Here is a 14,062-nt window from a genome sequence, read left to right as displayed (position 1 = left end):
CGAGGGTCGTGCCGGACGGTCGGTGCGCAGGGCGACGACCGAAAGGCACTCTTGCGTCGACCGGGCCGTGGACCGAATACTCACCCCCAGCGCTTGTCAGGAGCACGGCATGTTCGGAATCCGGGCTACCGGTCCCCTGACTGCGCCTCACGGGCCCCAACCCCACGAGGGCCCCCTACTTCCTTCATGGAGGAACGAGAAGTGAGGATCAAGCGCACCACCCCCCGCAGCGGCATCTCGAGACACACCCGGCTGATCGCCGTCTCCACCGGTCTCGTGGCCGCCGCCGCGATCGCGATCCCCAGCGCGAGCGCGTCCGAGGCTCCCGCCACCTTCAGCTCCGCCGAGCTCAAGAGCGTCAGCGGTTCGGTGCTGGAAGCCGACGTCCCGGGCACCGCCTGGGCCGTCGACAGCAAGACCAACCGGGTTGTCGTCACCGTCGACAGCACGGTGTCCGAGGCCGAGATCGCGCAGATCAAGCAGGAGGCCGGCGCCGACGCCGACGCACTGCAGATCAAGCGCACGCCCGGCAAGTTCACCAAGCTCATCCAGGGTGGCGACGCCATCTACTCGAGCAGCGGGCGCTGCTCCCTCGGCTTCAACGTCCGTAGCAGCAGCGGCGTCGAGTACTTCCTGACGGCCGGTCACTGCACCGCGGGCTCGAGCACCTGGTACTCCAACTCCGCGCGTACCTCGGTCATCGGCTCCACGGCAGGGTCCAGCTTCCCGGGCAACGACTACGGCATCGTGCGCTACAGCGGTTCCGTCAGCCGCCCCGGCACCGCGAACGGCGTGGACATCACGCGTGCGGCCACTCCGAGCGTGGGCACCACCGTCATCCGCGACGGTTCCACCACGGGTACGCGCAGCGGCCGGGTCACCGCCCTCAACGCGACCGTGAACTACGGCAGCGGCCAGGTCGTCTCCGGTCTCATCCAGACCACGGTCTGCGCCGAGCCCGGCGACTCCGGCGGCTCGCTCTACGGCAGCAACGGCACCGCGTACGGTCTGACCTCCGGTGGCAGCGGCAACTGCTCCTCCGGCGGCACGACCTTCTTCCAGCCGGTGACGGAGGCCCTGAGCGCCTACGGAGTCAGCGTCTACTAGGCCGGGCGCCCGCCGACCGGGACCGGCCGGTACCACCGGTCCCGCAGCGCAGGGCCTCACCGCGGCCGACACACGACGACGAGCCCCCGCACGCAACCAGCGCGCGGGGGCTCGCCCTTGCCCTGCCCCGGCGTCACCTTCGAGGGGACGCGCCAGGACGCGCCAGGACGCGCCAGGACGCGCCAGGACGCGCCGGGGCGGGGCCGGTCGCGGGACCGCCTGATGCGCCACTTCGGGCCTGGGGGCCGTGAACGGCCGAGGACGCGGTGACGGTGGGAGCGGGGCCGGCGTCCGCCGGAGCGGTGCATCCGACGGCGGCGCTGGTCGTCACGCCGATCGCCTGGGGCGGGTTGGCCGAGAGGCGGGACATAGCCCTCAACGCGACGTTTTCCGGGGTTCGGTGACGACATATCAGGTGTCATCGGTGTCTCGCCGGGCATCGCCGGAAATTTTTACCGACGCGTAACTTCCCTGTTGGGCTACTCGCTCGTAACTTGACGGGTGAACAACAACCTCGTGATCCGGGTCACAGGGCGCAAGGCCCTCGCATCCTCCCCTTGACGTGCAAGGAGATCACACGATGCTGCCCTGGAAACGAGTGGTCAGATCCCTGGCCACGCTCCTGCTGGCCGCCGCGGCCCTCGTTGTCCCCACCGCCACCGCCACCGACGCCCACGCCCACGCCGCGCCCAGCTCGGGCTGGAACGACTACTCCTGCAAGCCGTCCGCCGCCCACCCCCGCCCCGTCGTCCTGGTCCACGGCACCTTCGGGAACTCCGTCGACAACTGGCTGGGTCTCGCGCCCTATCTGACCCACCGCGACTACTGCGTCTTCTCCCTCGACTACGGCCGACTCGACGGTGTCCCCTTCTTCCACGGCCTCGGCCCCGTCGAGGAGTCCGCGCAGCAGCTCGACGTCTTCGTCGACAGGGTGCTCGCCGCGACCGGAGCGACGAAGGCAGACATCGTCGGGCACTCGCAGGGCGGCATGATGCCCCGCTACTACCTCAAGTTCCTCGGCGGGGCCGACGAGGTGAACGCCCTCGTCGGGATCGCCCCCAGCAACCACGGCACCACCCTCGCCGGCCTCACCAAGCTGCTGCCGCACTTCCCCGGTGTCGGGGACCTGCTGACCGGGGCCACCCCCGCCCTCGCCCAGCAGGTCGCCGGCTCGGACTTCCTCACCAGGCTCAACGCGGGCGGGGACACCGTGCCCGGCGTCCGCTACACCGTCATCGCCACCCGGTACGACGAGGTGGTCACCCCGTACCGCAGTCAGTACCTGAGCGGGCCGAACGTGCGCAACGTCCTGCTCCAGGACCTGTGTCCGGTCGACCTGTCCGAGCACGTGGCGATCGGGCTGATCGACCGGATCGCCTTCCACGAGGTCGCCAACGCCCTCGATCCGGCCCGCGCCAGACCCACCACCTGTGCCTCGGTGTTCAGCTGACACGTGCGACCACCCGTACGCATGTCGGGGCCTGTCCGGCCTGAGCCGCCGGACAGGCCCCGGGTCACGGTCGACGCGAGGTCGGTGATCGGCGCGAGGTCAGCGGCCGTGCCGCCCGCTCGTCGCGCGCCGCCGGGTGGAGGCGAACAGCGCCGCCGAACCGAGCGCCAGGGCGGCGGCCCCGCCGACCATCAGGTACGGGGTGTTCCCGTCGCCGCCGGTCTCCGCGAGGTTCCCCGACGTGCCGGCCGCCTTGGGCTGGTTGACGGTGGCCCCGGGGGTGCCGTCCGCGTCGACGCCCGTAGCGTCACCGTCACCGTCACCGTCACCGTCGGTGACGGTGTCGGCCGGGGCCGGCTGCGCGGTGGTGTGCGGGTCGTCGTCTCCGTGACCGTGGTTCTCGATGGTCGACTTGTCGGTGCCGTCGTCGATCTGCTCCTCGGAGGGCGCGGAGGCGACCGGCGCCGGGGAGGCCTCGTCCTCGGGCGTGTCACCGGCGTCGGACCCGCTTCCGCTGTCGTCGGCGCCCCCGTCCGAATCTCCTCCTCCGCCGAACGAGACGTCCGAGCAGGAGTAGAACGCCTCCGGGCTGTCCGAACGCTGCCACACCGCGTACAGCAGATGCTTGCCCGACCGCTCGGGGAGGGCGCCGGAGAACGTGTAGAAACCGCCGGTCGCGGCCGGGTCGGTGGACGTCGCCACCGGGTTCGCCAGATCCAGGTCGCCCCAGCCCAGCGGTTTCGCCGGGTCGTAGCCGGGCTTGGTGACGTACACCTTGAAGCTGCCCTTGTGCGGAGCGGTCACCCGGTACTTGAAGGTGTACGAGCCGCTGCTCACCGATGTCGTGGGCCAGTCGGCACGGGCCAGGTCGAGCCCCTTGAACGCCTCGTTGCCCGCGCTGCACAGCTTGCCGTCGGGAATCAGCTCCTCATGACGTCCGCCCGCGTCGCCGATGCGTACGCCGTTCCAGTCGTAGAGCGCCTGGGTGCCGCCGGCCGCGACCGCCGCCTGGCACGCCGCCGACTTCGGGCTCTCCGGACCCTCGGCGAAGCACTGCGCGACCCTGCTGACCGGGTCACCCATCGAACCGTGCGCGGCCGCCGGCGAGGCGGACAGCCCGGTCAGGGCGAGCGGGACGATACCGACGGCGGCGACAGCGGCCTTGCGGCGTGCGGGCATGGGGCAGCAACTCCTCGGACGATCAATGGGCTTGGGGGGATCCCGTGGGGGGGATGGCTCAGAAACTAGCCCCAGGGAACCGGGAAATCGCCTGCCGAGGGCCGCTCGCGGAGATCCTTATGGCCCCGTTAAGGGAATGCTCAGGCTGGGATCAGGCAGGAACCCGCGAACGGCCTCGGACGAGGAGGCGCGTGGTGAACGGGAGGAGAGGAAGAGGGACGGCCGTGGTCAGGGAGTGGGCCACCAGGTCCGGGCGACGTCCCTACGGATCTCCGGGCGCGGAGCGGAGCGTTCCTCGGGCTCGTCGCGGACCCGGCGGGCGGCGGTCGTCCTCTTCAGGGGCTTCTGCACGGTGACACGGCGCATGGCTGCCTCCTTCGGGGTCCACGGGTGCGGCGGTCTCGCGGGGGTGGACCTTTCGGGGGAGAGTTCCTCATCGGTCCCGATCCGTCTGTGGCCGCGGTCACCCGTCGAGTGTCAGTGGCGGGTGTCACTCTTGGCCGCATGACCGATGACAGTGACGTTACGGACACGGTGGGTGCCGACTGGGATACGAGGGCGGCCGGCTTCGACGAGGAGCCCGATCACGGGTTGCGCGATCCGCGGGTGCGCGAGGCCTGGGCGGGGCGGCTGCGCTCCTGGCTCCCCGAGCGGGCGAGCGATGTCCTCGACCTGGGCTGCGGCACCGGCAGCCTGTCGCTGCTCGCCGCGGAGCAGGGCCACCGGGTCACCGGAGTCGACCGGTCACCGGCCATGGTGACGCTCGCCCGGGAGAAGCTCGCCGGCCGCGACGCGGTGTTCCTCGTCGGGGACGCCGCGGCACCGCCGACGGGGGAGCGGCGCTACGACGTCGTGCTGGTCCGGCATGTGCTGTGGACGCTGCCCGATCCCGGCCGGGTGCTGCGGCACTGGCGGGGGCTGCTGCGTTCCGGCGGGCGGTTCGTCCTGGTCGAGGGGGTCTGGGGAGCGGTAAGCCCGGTCGGGATACCGGCGGACCGGCTCACCGCCCTCCTGGATCCGCTCGGCGGGCGGGTGAGTGCGGAGCGGCTGTCGGACGACGTGGCGCTGTGGGGCCGGGAGGTGGACGACGAGCGTTACGCGGTGGTCGTGGCGACGGACGACTGACCCGGACCCGGCCCCTTCACGCGAGCAGCGCGCCCAGCCCGCCCTCCCGGGCCAGGGTGTCCAGTTCGTCGAGGGCGGCCACCGCGGCGGCCGCGGCCCCGGGATCCGTCGAGACGAGGCCGCTCGCCTCGAACTCGTCCTCGTCCAGCCGTCGTACCTCCGTGCCGTCCGCCGGGACCCACAGGTCCAGGTCGAGATCCTCGACCACCAGCCGGTTGCCGGAGAGCTCGGCCGGGCGGGTGATGTCGCAGTAGTGGCCCTTGAGGGTGCCCGTGGCGGTGCGCACCTCCTTCACCGCGTACCAGCGGTCGCGCCAGTAGTACTCGGTGAAGACGTCGCCGGGCTCGAAGCGGACGAAGCCGAAGTCCCGCACACCGTCGCCCGCCCAGGGGGCGCGCACGGTGACGCGGGTGCCGTCGTCGGCGAGCAGTTCGGCCGGGTAGCCGATCTTCGTGCGCCCCGCCTTGACGAGGACGACGTCCAGGAGGGCCGGGCGGTCAGCCGAGTTCACGGACATACCGCACCTCCGTGCCACAGACCTCGTAGCCGAACCACTTGTTGATCGCGATCATCGGCTCGTTTCTGGTGTCGTTGCCCGTGAACGCCTCCGTGTACCCGGCGGCGCGGGCGCGGTGCAGGGAGTCGTTCTTGGCGAGCTTGGCCAGACCCCGGCCGCGGTGGGCCCTGGCGGTGCCGGTCATGGCCGTGCCGTACCGGGTGCCACCGTCCGTGCGGGCCGCGGAGAAGGCGGCGGGCCGGCCGTCCACCACCGTCACCGAGGTCAGCTCGGGGCTGAACAGCGGATGCCGCCAGGTCTCCTCCAGCCAGGACTCGTAGTCGGTGAACTCCGTGGCCACGTCGCTCGGTTCGTCCGCCGTCGTTTCCGCGTCCAGCGCGAACAGCGGGCGTGGGTCGTCGGCGAAGTCCGAGCCCGTGCGCAGCTCCACGCCGGGTGGCGGGTCCTGGAGTGGGGGGAGGGTGCCGTTCACCAGGTCCAGGCGGAGGAAGTGGGCGGTGCGGCTCGCCCGGTAGGCGTGCCGCTCGGCGAAGGCGCGATTGCCGGGTTCGTCCAGCACCCAGGCGAACAGCCTGGCCGCCCCGTGCGCGGTCAGGTGCTTCTCGGCGGTGCGCACGAGCGCCGTCCCGGCGCCCCGGCGCGTGTGCCCGGGATGCACGTACACGTTGATGTTGCCCTGGCCCGGCTCGGAGCTCTCGTGGGTCAGGTGCACCTGCGCCGTGCCGATCACCTCGCCGTCGGCCACGGCGACGAGGGGACGGTAGCGGGCGTCGGGGTGCAGACGGGTGAGGTCGTGGGCGAGGGACTCTGGGGTCAGGAGGATGAACGGCAGCGCGGCGTGCCGGACGCGGGCGAAGCCCTCGAGGTCGGCGCGGGCTTCGGGGCGCAGATCGCGGACGGTCACAGTCATGGATGCGCACGCTACGGGGAGACGTGCCGGGACTGCCTCCCATTTTCCGCTCGTTCTGTGCCGGGTGCGGGACAATCGGGCCGTGACCCTGAAGATCCATATCGACGACAGCGCGCCGCCGTACGAGCAGGTGCGGGTGCAGATCTCCGAGCAGGCCAGGTCGGGGGTGCTGCCGGTGGGCCACCGGCTGCCCACGGTACGGGGCCTGGCGCAGAGCCTCGGCCTCGCCGCGAACACGGTGGCCAAGGCCTACCGCGGGCTGGAGGCGGACGGTGTGATCGAGACCCGGGGCCGCCACGGCACGTTCGTCGCCGCCGCGGGCTCGGCCGCGGAGCGCGAGGCCGCGGCGGCCGCCCAGGCGTACGCGGAGCGGGCGCGACGGCTCGGGCTGGACGAGGACGCGGCCCTGGCCACCGCACGGGACGCGCTGCGGGCGGCGTACGAGGCGTAGCCGCGGGCCGTCGTACGGGAGGAGGGGAGCAGGGTGCGGGCGGAGGCCGGCCCGGTCCCGAAGCACCCGCCCCGTGTCCCCGTGCCCCCGTGCCTACAAGTACAGCCCCGCCTCCGCGTCCCCCCGTGGTGGTGGCAGTGCCGTCGGGGAGGTGCCCCTGCGCAGGGCGTACAGTTCGGCCAGGGTGGCGCCCTCGCGGCCGACGCCGTCCTCGCGCCCCAGCCAGTCCACCGCCTCGGCCCGGGTCAGCGACCCCACCTCGATCCGGGCGAGACAGCGGCCGGGGCGGACCACGGCAGGGTGGAGGCGCTCCAGGTCCTCGTTGGTGGTGACGCCCACCAGCACGTTGCGGCCCTGGCCGAGCAGGCCGTCGGTGAGGTTCAGCAGCCGGGACAGGGCCTGCCCCGCGGTGTGCTTGGCCTCGCCGCGGATCAGTTCGTCGCAGTCCTCCAGCAACAGCAGCCGCCAGCGGCCCTTGCCCGTCGTCGTGTCCTCCTCGCCGATCGCGATGTCCATCAGATAACCGACGTCGGAGAAGAGCCGTTCCGGGTCCAGGACGCAGTCCACCCGGCACCAGTCCTGCCAGGAGCGGGCCAGCGTGCGCAGCGCGGACGTCTTCCCGGTGCCCGGCGGGCCGTGCAGCAGGAGCAGCCGGCCCGCGATGTCCTCGGGCGTGGTCTTCATCAGGCCGTCCATGGCGTCCGCCACCGGCGCGGTGTAGTTGGACCGGATCTCCTCCCAGGTCCCCGCGGAGATCTGCCGGGTGGTGCGGTGCGGGCCGCGACGCGGGGACACGTACCAGAAGCCCATGGTGACGTTCTCCGGCTGCGGCTCCGGCTCGTCCGCCGCGCCGTCCGTGGCCTCGTCGAGGACCTTCGCCGCGAGTTCGGCGGTGGTCGCGGTGACGGTGACGTCGGCGCCCCGGTTCCAGCGGGAGACCAGCAGAGTCCAGCCGTCCCCCTGGGCCAGGGTGGCGCTGCGGTCGTCGTCCCGGGCGATGCGCAGCACCTCGGCGCCCTTCGGCAGCAGGGTCGCGCCGGAGCGCACGCGGTCGATGTTCGCCGCGTGCGAGAACGGCTGCTCGCCCGTCGCGAAGCGGCCGAGGAACAGCGCGTCGACGACGTCGGACGGGGAGTCGCTGTCGTCGACGTTGAGCCGGATCGGCAGCGCGTCGTGCGGGTTCGCTGGCATACCGCCATGATCGGGCACACGGACGCCCCCGCGCACCCGGTTTCCCCAAGGCGCGCGGGGGCACGTGCCGTGCGTGAAGCGCGCCGTGCGCCCGCGTCACCGCCGCACGTGTGCCGCCAGCCGCCGCGCGTGCCGCACCCGCCGGAGCACCGCGTACCCCTTGGTCAGGGCCCGGTCCCGGACGAAGACGCGGGTGAGGTCGCGGCCGTCCACCAGCCGCTCGAACTCGGCGGTGTCCGTCGACCGGCGCACGGTCACGCGCCGCAGCGCGTACGGCCCCTGCGCGCGGCGGGCGAGCCCGTTGCCGACGGCGAGTGCCTGTGCGTACCCCGTCTCCCGCACCGCCTCCCGCACCCGGCGGCTGGAGTAGCCGTAGGGGTAGGCGAACGACGTGGGAGTGCGGCCCAGTCGGTCCGAGACGATCTCCTTGCACAGGATCAGTTCGGAGCGCAGCCGCCGGTCGTCGAGCTGGTCGAGCTGCGGGTGGCTGTGGCTGTGGCCGCCGATCTCCACGCCCGCGGCGGCCAGTTCGCGGACCTGCTCCCAGTCGAGCATGGTGTCCGGGCCGCCGCCGGTGTCGTGGGGCCCCCGGAGCCAGCCCGTGGAGACGAACAGCGTGGCGGGGAAGCCGTGTTCGGCGAGGGCCGGCAGGGCGTGCCGGTGCACGCCCTCGTAGCCGTCGTCGAACGTGATGAGGACCGGCCGCGCGGGCAGCGGCCGCCCGGTGCGCCAGCAGGCGGCCAGTTCGGCCGTGCCGACGGGGGTGAGACCCCGCGCGGCGATCACCGCCATCTGTCCGGCGAACGCCCGCGGGGACACGGACAGTGCGCGGGTGGCGTCGTTGGGGTCGTCGGCCACCGAGTGGTACATGAGGATCGGCACCCGTTCGTCAGCCACGGACACCCCCCGGCTCGCTGTCCGGCCGCTCTTTCCCGCGGTGCGCCCCGCCCTCTGGGACCGACACGTCGACCACGGAGAACGTGACCCCGCCCCGCCGGGCCCGCACGCTCCCCACCACGTATCCGCCCGCCGCCGTGAGTACCCCGGCGACGATCGCGCCCGCGCGCCCCGCCCCGCCCGGCCGGGCCAGCAGGGCGTCCCGCAGCCCCCGCGCCACCCCGGCGGGCAGTACCCGTGTGGTGTACCGGCGTTCCGACTCCAGCCCTTTTCCGGCGCCCACGCTGCGCGCCACCAGCGCCTTGGACAGGCCCTCGGCGTAGGCGCGGGTGCGGAAGTAGCGGAAGTGCTCGCGTGCCTCGGGCACCCGGTGGTGGATGACCGCGCGGTCGTCGATCAGCAGGACCGCGTCGGGCCGGGCGCGGCTGAGGCGGATGCACAGCTCCGTCTCCTCCCCGCCCAGTGGGCGTTTGTTCCCGTCCCGTCCGATCCCGGTGGCGAAGCCACCCGCCGCGTCGAAGGCGGTGCGCCGGAAGGAGGCGTTGCCGCCGAGGACGTTGCGCACCCGCACGCGTCCGGCCGGCAGGCCCCGGTAGGTGCAGCCCACCACCCAGTCGAACTCCTCGGGGAACCAGCCGGGGCGCCGCCCCGATGCCCAGAGGGGTTCGGTGCGTCCGCCGACCGCCATCACGCGCGGATCGGCGTACGCCTCGGCGAAGTGCCCGAGCCAGTCGCGTTCGGCCACGGCGTCGTCGTCGAGGAACGCGACGATCCCACCGCGCGAGGCGGCGATGCCGGTGTTGCGTCCCGCGGACAGGCCGCGGGGGCCCGCGTTGGCGAGCACCCGGACGTCGTCGGTCTCCTGGTACTCCCTGGCCAGCCGCTCCAGCAGGACCTGGTTGTGGTCCACGACCACCAGGGTCTCCAGGGCCGGCCGGGACTGCGCCCGCACCGAGGCGACCGCCGCGAGGACGTCCTCCCAGCGGTCCTCGGTGTAGGCGCAGATCACGACCGAGATGCCGGGTGCTCCGGACGGGCCGGACCCGTCCGGCCCGTCCGGAGCACCCGTGATGCCGGGCTCGCTCAAGACACCTTCCCCCGGACCGTGTCGAGCAGCGGGGAGTGGTGCGGGCGGCGGCGCAGCGCACGCCGGTTGGAACGTTCCCGGAGGATCACCCCGAGGACGCGGAACCCGTCCCGCACGGCCCGCAGATTGCTCGCGCCGTGGATGCGCAGGTACTCGTGACTGGGGATCTCCTGCACTCTCAGTCCGGCCTTGACCACCCGGATGTTCATCAGGGTCTCGACCTCGAAGCCGGTGCAGTCGAGGTCGATCTTGTCCAGGCAGTGCCGCCAGAACGCGTTGTAGCCGTAGCAGAGATCGGTGTAGCGGGCGCCGAACTTGCGGTTGACGACCCCGCACAGGACCCGGTTGCCGAGCTTGCGGATGAAGGTCATGTCGTCGGTGCCGCCGCCGTTGGCGAAGCGGGACCCCTTGGCGAAGTCCGCGCCCGAGACGAGGGCGGAGACGTACGACACGATCTCGTTGCCGTCCGCCGAGCCGTCCGCGTCGACCATCACGATGATGTCGCCGGTGCAGGCCTGGAACCCGGTGCTCAGGGCGTCCCCCTTGCCCTTGCCGCGCTGTTCGACGACCTTGACGTCCGGCCACAGCTCGCGGGCCACTTCGACGGTGTTGTCGGTGGAGTTGCCGTCGACCAGGACCACTTCGTGGATCCAGTCGGGAAGCGTCTTGAAGACGTACGGCAGGTTCTCCGCCTCGTTCATGGCCGGTATCACCACGCTCACCGGTGGTGCGATGGCCAGGTGCGAGGAGACGGGCCGGTACTTTCCGGTGGCCGGCGGATTCTGGTCCTCGGTCGCCGGCTGCAGAACGGAACTCATGAGTCTGATCCCTCTCGTCCGGTGGGCCGCCCGCCCCTGGGCGGCCCGGCTGTTCGTCCGGTTCGAAAGGGGGGTTCTCACCCGCGCACGACGCGACAAGAGCTCCGTGCACGCCGGGTGAGCTGGCAAAACTGGCCGACCGCGGCACACGCCGGCCGACCGCGCGGCCCGGCCCGGTCCCCATTGCGGTCACCGAGCACGGCACCCCCCTACCGCGCCCCACGCCGGTACGTCGCGGTCCCGAGCCCTCCCCTGGAGCCGCTTACTGACGGACCGATGCGGGTGAGATGTATTGCGATGTATGACGGTATTGACGATTGAGCCCGTATGGCAAGGCCTGAAACCAGGCCTCACTTTTCTGTCGGTTCGAGTGTTACGTGCGGCTCCGGCTGTGGTGACTCACGCGAAGAGGCGTGCCGGCGCGGATGGTCCGCATGGCCGACTTTGCCCCCTGAAGTGTCGGATGCCGGGCTTCAATCTGACGCAGCCCGTTGTGGGCGTCAAGGGCCGAACAGCACCAAGGCCTGAATTCGTCCGGGATTGAACAGATGTTCCGGTGGCCGGGACGGCGGTCCGGCGGCGCTCCCGTGATGGCCCGTCAGTGGTCCGGTGGCGGCCGGACGGTGGCCCCGTGGCGGTTGTGCGGTGGTTTTGCGGTGAATGAATTGCGGGGTTTCTGAGGAGAGACCGATATTTTTGGCATGGACACTTCCAGTCAACGCGCGTAGTCGCTATGAAGGTTGCGGCAGAGATCCTGCTAAAGGAGGTTCCATGAGACGTTCCCGACTTTCCGTCTATCTCGGTTCCATCCTCCTCGCCGTCGTCACCACCCTCACCGGGGCAGCCACGGCGCACGCGTCCCAACAGGCCGCCGCGGACGGCTATGTGGCGCTCGGCGACTCCTACTCCTCCGGCGTCGGAGCGGGCAGCTACATCAGCTCCAGCGGAAACTGCAAGCGCAGCACGAAGGCCTATCCGTACCTCTGGAACGCCGCCAACTCACCCTCGTCCTTCGACTTCACCGCCTGCTCGGGCGCCCGAACGGATGAAGTTCTGGCGTCGCAGCTCGGCCCGCTCGGCACCAGCACCGGTCTCGTCTCGATCAGCGTCGGCGGCAACGACGCGGGATTCGCCGACGTCATGACGACCTGTGTGCTCCAGTCGGAGAGCACCTGTCTCTCCCGGATCAACACCGCGCGCTCCTACGCGACCTCGACGCTCCCCGGCAAGCTCAACAACGTCTACTCGGCCATCCGCACCCGGGCCCCGAACGCCGAGGTCGTCGTCCTCGGCTACCCCCGCTTCTACCAGCTCGGCACCACCTGCATCGGCCTCTCCGAAGCCAAGCGGGCGGCCGTCAACGACGCGGCCGACCTCCTCAACAGCGTCACCGCCCAGCGTGCCAACGCCCACGGCTTCACCTTCGCCGACGTGCGCACCCCGTTCACCGGCCACGAGATCTGCTCCGGCAACTCCTGGCTGCACAGCGTGAACTGGGCCAACATCGGCGAGTCCTACCACCCGAAGGCGGCCGGCCAGTCCGGCGGTTACCTCCCGGCCTTCAACAGCGCGGCCTGACCCGCCGGGGAAGCCGTCTTCCCCGGGGCGCCGCCACCAGGGCCACGTCGTCCCACGGCCGTAAACCTCATCCCTCAGGGAGCGGCCGCCGAACCAGCAGGAGAGGAGGAGACCCCGTCCGGCGGGGTCTCCGTCCCGCACGTGACCGAGAACGGCACCGGGTCCGACGTCGTGTGCACGGGCTCCCGCACCTCCACCCCGATGCTGTTCTCGAACGTCCCGGACTCCAGGTACGTCGTCACGACCACCGTGTCCTGCTTCGTGCGCCCGCCGCCCTCCGGGAACGACAGCGTCCGCCACCCCGGGTCGGCCACCGACCCGTCCTCGCCCACCCAGCGGTAGGACACCTCCGCCGGCAGCCGCCCCACGGTGAACGTCGCCGTGAACGAGGGCGCCCCCTCCCGCGGTGGGGGACAGGAACCCGAGTACTCCGTGTGCGCGCCCTCCACGGTCACCCGCACCGACTGCTGCGGGGGATTCTCCTCGCCGTCCTCGCCGTCCTCGCCGTCCTCGCGGCCCCTCTCGCCCCCCTCGCCGTCGTGCTCGGAGGTCGCCGGGGCGGACCCGCCGGTCTGCCCGGTGCCGTCGTCGCTCCCGGACCCGCTGTCGTCGTCGCCGGTCCGCGCGGACGAACCCGCCCCGCCCGTACGGCCGTCCGCGCCGTCCCCACGGTTCAGCAGCGCGTACGTCAGACCGGTCAGCGCCAGGGCCAGTACGGCCACGCCCGCGACCAGGACGACGGCCGCCCGGCGACTGCGCCCGGCACGGGCGACCGCGGTGGTCCCGGCGGACGGGGGCGGGGAGGGCACCGGGGCTGCGGGAGCGGGCCGGGGCGCGGGGCCAACGGGCGGGTTCGGGTGCGTGCGGGTCGTCATGGTGGGGACGTACGGGGCCGGTCCCGCCGTACCGGCGTCCGGTGTGCGGCCCGCGCCGAGGAGCCGCAGGTCCTGTTGCGCCTGCACCGCCGACAGTCGCTCGGCCGGGGCCTTGCGCAGCAGACCCTCGATGACCGGGGCCAGCGGTCCCGCCCGGCGCGGGGGCGGCAACTCCTCGTCGACGATCGCGCGCAGCGTGCTCAGCGGGGTGTCCTGACGGAACGGCGAGCTGCCCTCCACCGTCGCGTACAGCAGTACGCCGAGCGACCACAGGTCGGACTCGGGGCCGGGGGTGCGGCCCAGTGCCCGCTCCGGGGCGAGGAACTCGGGTGATCCGACCACCTCACCGGTCATGGTCAGCGCGGAGCTGCCTTCGACCGTGGCGATCCCGAAGTCGGTGAGGACGATCCGCCCGTCGTTCGCGATCAGTACGTTGGCGGGCTTCACATCCCGGTGCAGCACCCCGGCGCCGTGCGCGGCGCGCAGCGCGGCGAGCACCTCCGCGCCGATGTGCGCGGCCCGCCGAGGGTCCAACGGGCCCTCGGCGTCCAGTACCTCGGCCAGGGACAGGCCGCGGACCAGCTCCATGACGATCCACGGGCGCCCGTCCTCGGTCGCCACGTCGTACACCGTCACCACGTTGCGATCGGTGATCCGGGCCGCCGCCCACGCCTCCCGCTCCAGCCGGGCGTACATCCGCTCCACGTCGGACGCCGACAGCCCGGCCGGGGCGCGGACCTCCTTGACGGCGACCTCGCGGTGCAGCACCTCGTCACGGGCCCGCCACACGGTCCCCATGCCGCCCTCGCCCAGTGGTGACAGCAGCCGGTACCGGCCCGCGACCACCCGCTCACTGCCCGGTTCCTCGGACATGGCG

The 14,062-nt window shown here is 72.2% G+C and carries 14 protein-coding genes; 5 read left to right on the top strand and 9 right to left on the bottom strand.

The window, feature by feature from the left end:
* Positions 1-201 precede the first annotated feature (201 nt).
* On the top strand, positions 202-1,107 hold the full coding sequence (locus tag ACWZEH_RS06210; RefSeq protein WP_456196338.1) for a S1 family peptidase: 906 nt from the start codon (positions 202-204) through the stop codon (positions 1,105-1,107).
* Between the two features lie 580 nt (positions 1,108-1,687).
* The gene (locus ACWZEH_RS06205) at positions 1,688-2,557 is read left to right on the top strand and encodes an esterase/lipase family protein (protein WP_456196336.1); all 870 of its coding nucleotides are present in this window, start codon (positions 1,688-1,690) and stop codon (positions 2,555-2,557) included.
* Positions 2,558-2,656: 99 nt separating this feature from the next.
* Here ACWZEH_RS06205 and ACWZEH_RS06200 read toward each other — a convergent pair whose 3' ends face one another.
* Together ACWZEH_RS06200 and ACWZEH_RS06195 are read right to left on the bottom strand one after the other, a co-directional pair.
* Positions 2,657-3,736 carry a lytic polysaccharide monooxygenase auxiliary activity family 9 protein gene (locus ACWZEH_RS06200; RefSeq protein WP_456196334.1) on the bottom strand — a complete coding sequence of 360 codons (1,080 nt, stop codon included), beginning with the start codon at positions 3,734-3,736 and terminating at the stop codon, positions 2,657-2,659.
* Between the two features lie 228 nt (positions 3,737-3,964).
* Positions 3,965-4,102, bottom strand: coding sequence for a hypothetical protein (locus ACWZEH_RS06195; RefSeq protein ID WP_456196332.1), 138 nt, complete (start codon positions 4,100-4,102; stop codon positions 3,965-3,967).
* Positions 4,103-4,240: 138 nt separating this feature from the next.
* Here ACWZEH_RS06195 and ACWZEH_RS06190 point away from each other — a divergent pair, with 138 nt between their 5' ends.
* Positions 4,241-4,861: a class I SAM-dependent methyltransferase gene (locus ACWZEH_RS06190; protein WP_456196330.1), complete on the top strand. Its 621-nt coding sequence runs from the start codon at positions 4,241-4,243 to the stop codon at positions 4,859-4,861.
* Positions 4,862-4,877: 16 nt separating this feature from the next.
* Here the strand turns inward: ACWZEH_RS06190 and ACWZEH_RS06185 are convergent, their stop codons facing one another.
* Together ACWZEH_RS06185 and ACWZEH_RS06180 are read right to left on the bottom strand one after the other, a co-directional pair.
* Complete coding sequence (locus tag ACWZEH_RS06185) at positions 4,878-5,378, bottom strand: ribonuclease FAU-1 family protein (protein ID WP_456196328.1); 501 nt, start codon at positions 5,376-5,378, stop codon at positions 4,878-4,880.
* Positions 5,359-6,288 (bottom strand): GNAT family N-acetyltransferase, encoded by a 930-nt coding sequence (locus ACWZEH_RS06180; RefSeq protein WP_456196326.1) that lies wholly within the window; start codon positions 6,286-6,288, stop codon positions 5,359-5,361. The genes ACWZEH_RS06185 and ACWZEH_RS06180 overlap by 20 nt, the downstream gene beginning before the upstream one ends.
* An 82-nt stretch (positions 6,289-6,370) precedes the next feature.
* Between ACWZEH_RS06180 and ACWZEH_RS06175 the strand changes: the two genes are divergently transcribed.
* Entirely contained in the window at positions 6,371-6,739 is a 369-nt protein-coding gene (locus ACWZEH_RS06175) for a GntR family transcriptional regulator (RefSeq protein WP_456196325.1), read from the top strand.
* Positions 6,740-6,832: 93 nt separating this feature from the next.
* On the opposite strand, the gene ACWZEH_RS06170 is transcribed toward ACWZEH_RS06175, so the two are convergent.
* The 4 genes from ACWZEH_RS06170 to ACWZEH_RS06155 form a co-directional block, all read right to left on the bottom strand.
* Complete coding sequence (locus tag ACWZEH_RS06170; protein WP_456196323.1) at positions 6,833-7,930, bottom strand: DUF5925 domain-containing protein; 1,098 nt, start codon at positions 7,928-7,930, stop codon at positions 6,833-6,835.
* Between the two features lie 96 nt (positions 7,931-8,026).
* On the bottom strand, positions 8,027-8,827 hold the full coding sequence (locus ACWZEH_RS06165) for a polysaccharide deacetylase family protein (RefSeq protein WP_456196321.1): 801 nt from the start codon (positions 8,825-8,827) through the stop codon (positions 8,027-8,029).
* Positions 8,820-9,845, bottom strand: coding sequence for a glycosyltransferase family 2 protein (locus ACWZEH_RS06160; protein ID WP_456199467.1), 1,026 nt, complete (start codon positions 9,843-9,845; stop codon positions 8,820-8,822). Before ACWZEH_RS06160 ends, ACWZEH_RS06165 begins: the two co-directional genes overlap by 8 nt.
* Before the next feature lie 65 nt (positions 9,846-9,910).
* Entirely contained in the window at positions 9,911-10,732 is an 822-nt protein-coding gene (locus tag ACWZEH_RS06155) for a glycosyltransferase family 2 protein (RefSeq protein ID WP_456196319.1), read from the bottom strand.
* Between the two features lie 771 nt (positions 10,733-11,503).
* Here ACWZEH_RS06155 and ACWZEH_RS06150 point away from each other — a divergent pair.
* Complete coding sequence (locus ACWZEH_RS06150; protein ID WP_456196317.1) at positions 11,504-12,310, top strand: SGNH/GDSL hydrolase family protein; 807 nt, start codon at positions 11,504-11,506, stop codon at positions 12,308-12,310.
* 74 nt (positions 12,311-12,384) lie between these two features.
* Here ACWZEH_RS06150 and ACWZEH_RS06145 read toward each other — a convergent pair whose 3' ends face one another.
* Positions 12,385-14,058 carry a serine/threonine-protein kinase gene (locus ACWZEH_RS06145; RefSeq protein ID WP_456196315.1) on the bottom strand — a complete coding sequence of 558 codons (1,674 nt, stop codon included), beginning with the start codon at positions 14,056-14,058 and terminating at the stop codon, positions 12,385-12,387.
* Positions 14,059-14,062: the final 4 nt, after the last annotated feature.

The organism is Streptomyces yamdrokensis (assembly GCF_053890455.1).
This window is presented reverse-complemented; position numbering and strand designations above follow the sequence as displayed.

Excerpts from the sequence above, each read along its gene's own strand:
- ACWZEH_RS06190 (WP_456196330.1), top strand. The coding sequence starts at position 4,241 with ATGACCGATGACAGTGACGTTACGGACACGGTGGGTGCCGACTGGGAT.
- ACWZEH_RS06195 (WP_456196332.1), bottom strand. The coding sequence starts at position 4,102 with ATGCGCCGTGTCACCGTGCAGAAGCCCCTGAAGAGGACGACCGCCGCC.
- ACWZEH_RS06205 (WP_456196336.1), top strand. The coding sequence starts at position 1,688 with ATGCTGCCCTGGAAACGAGTGGTCAGATCCCTGGCCACGCTCCTGCTG.
- ACWZEH_RS06200 (WP_456196334.1), bottom strand. The coding sequence starts at position 3,736 with ATGCCCGCACGCCGCAAGGCCGCTGTCGCCGCCGTCGGTATCGTCCCG.
- ACWZEH_RS06170 (WP_456196323.1), bottom strand. The coding sequence starts at position 7,930 with ATGCCAGCGAACCCGCACGACGCGCTGCCGATCCGGCTCAACGTCGAC.
- ACWZEH_RS06180 (WP_456196326.1), bottom strand. The coding sequence starts at position 6,288 with ATGACTGTGACCGTCCGCGATCTGCGCCCCGAAGCCCGCGCCGACCTC.
- ACWZEH_RS06150 (WP_456196317.1), top strand. The coding sequence starts at position 11,504 with ATGAGACGTTCCCGACTTTCCGTCTATCTCGGTTCCATCCTCCTCGCC.
- ACWZEH_RS06145 (WP_456196315.1), bottom strand. The coding sequence starts at position 14,058 with ATGTCCGAGGAACCGGGCAGTGAGCGGGTGGTCGCGGGCCGGTACCGG.
- ACWZEH_RS06155 (WP_456196319.1), bottom strand. The coding sequence starts at position 10,732 with ATGAGTTCCGTTCTGCAGCCGGCGACCGAGGACCAGAATCCGCCGGCC.
- ACWZEH_RS06185 (WP_456196328.1), bottom strand. The coding sequence starts at position 5,378 with ATGTCCGTGAACTCGGCTGACCGCCCGGCCCTCCTGGACGTCGTCCTC.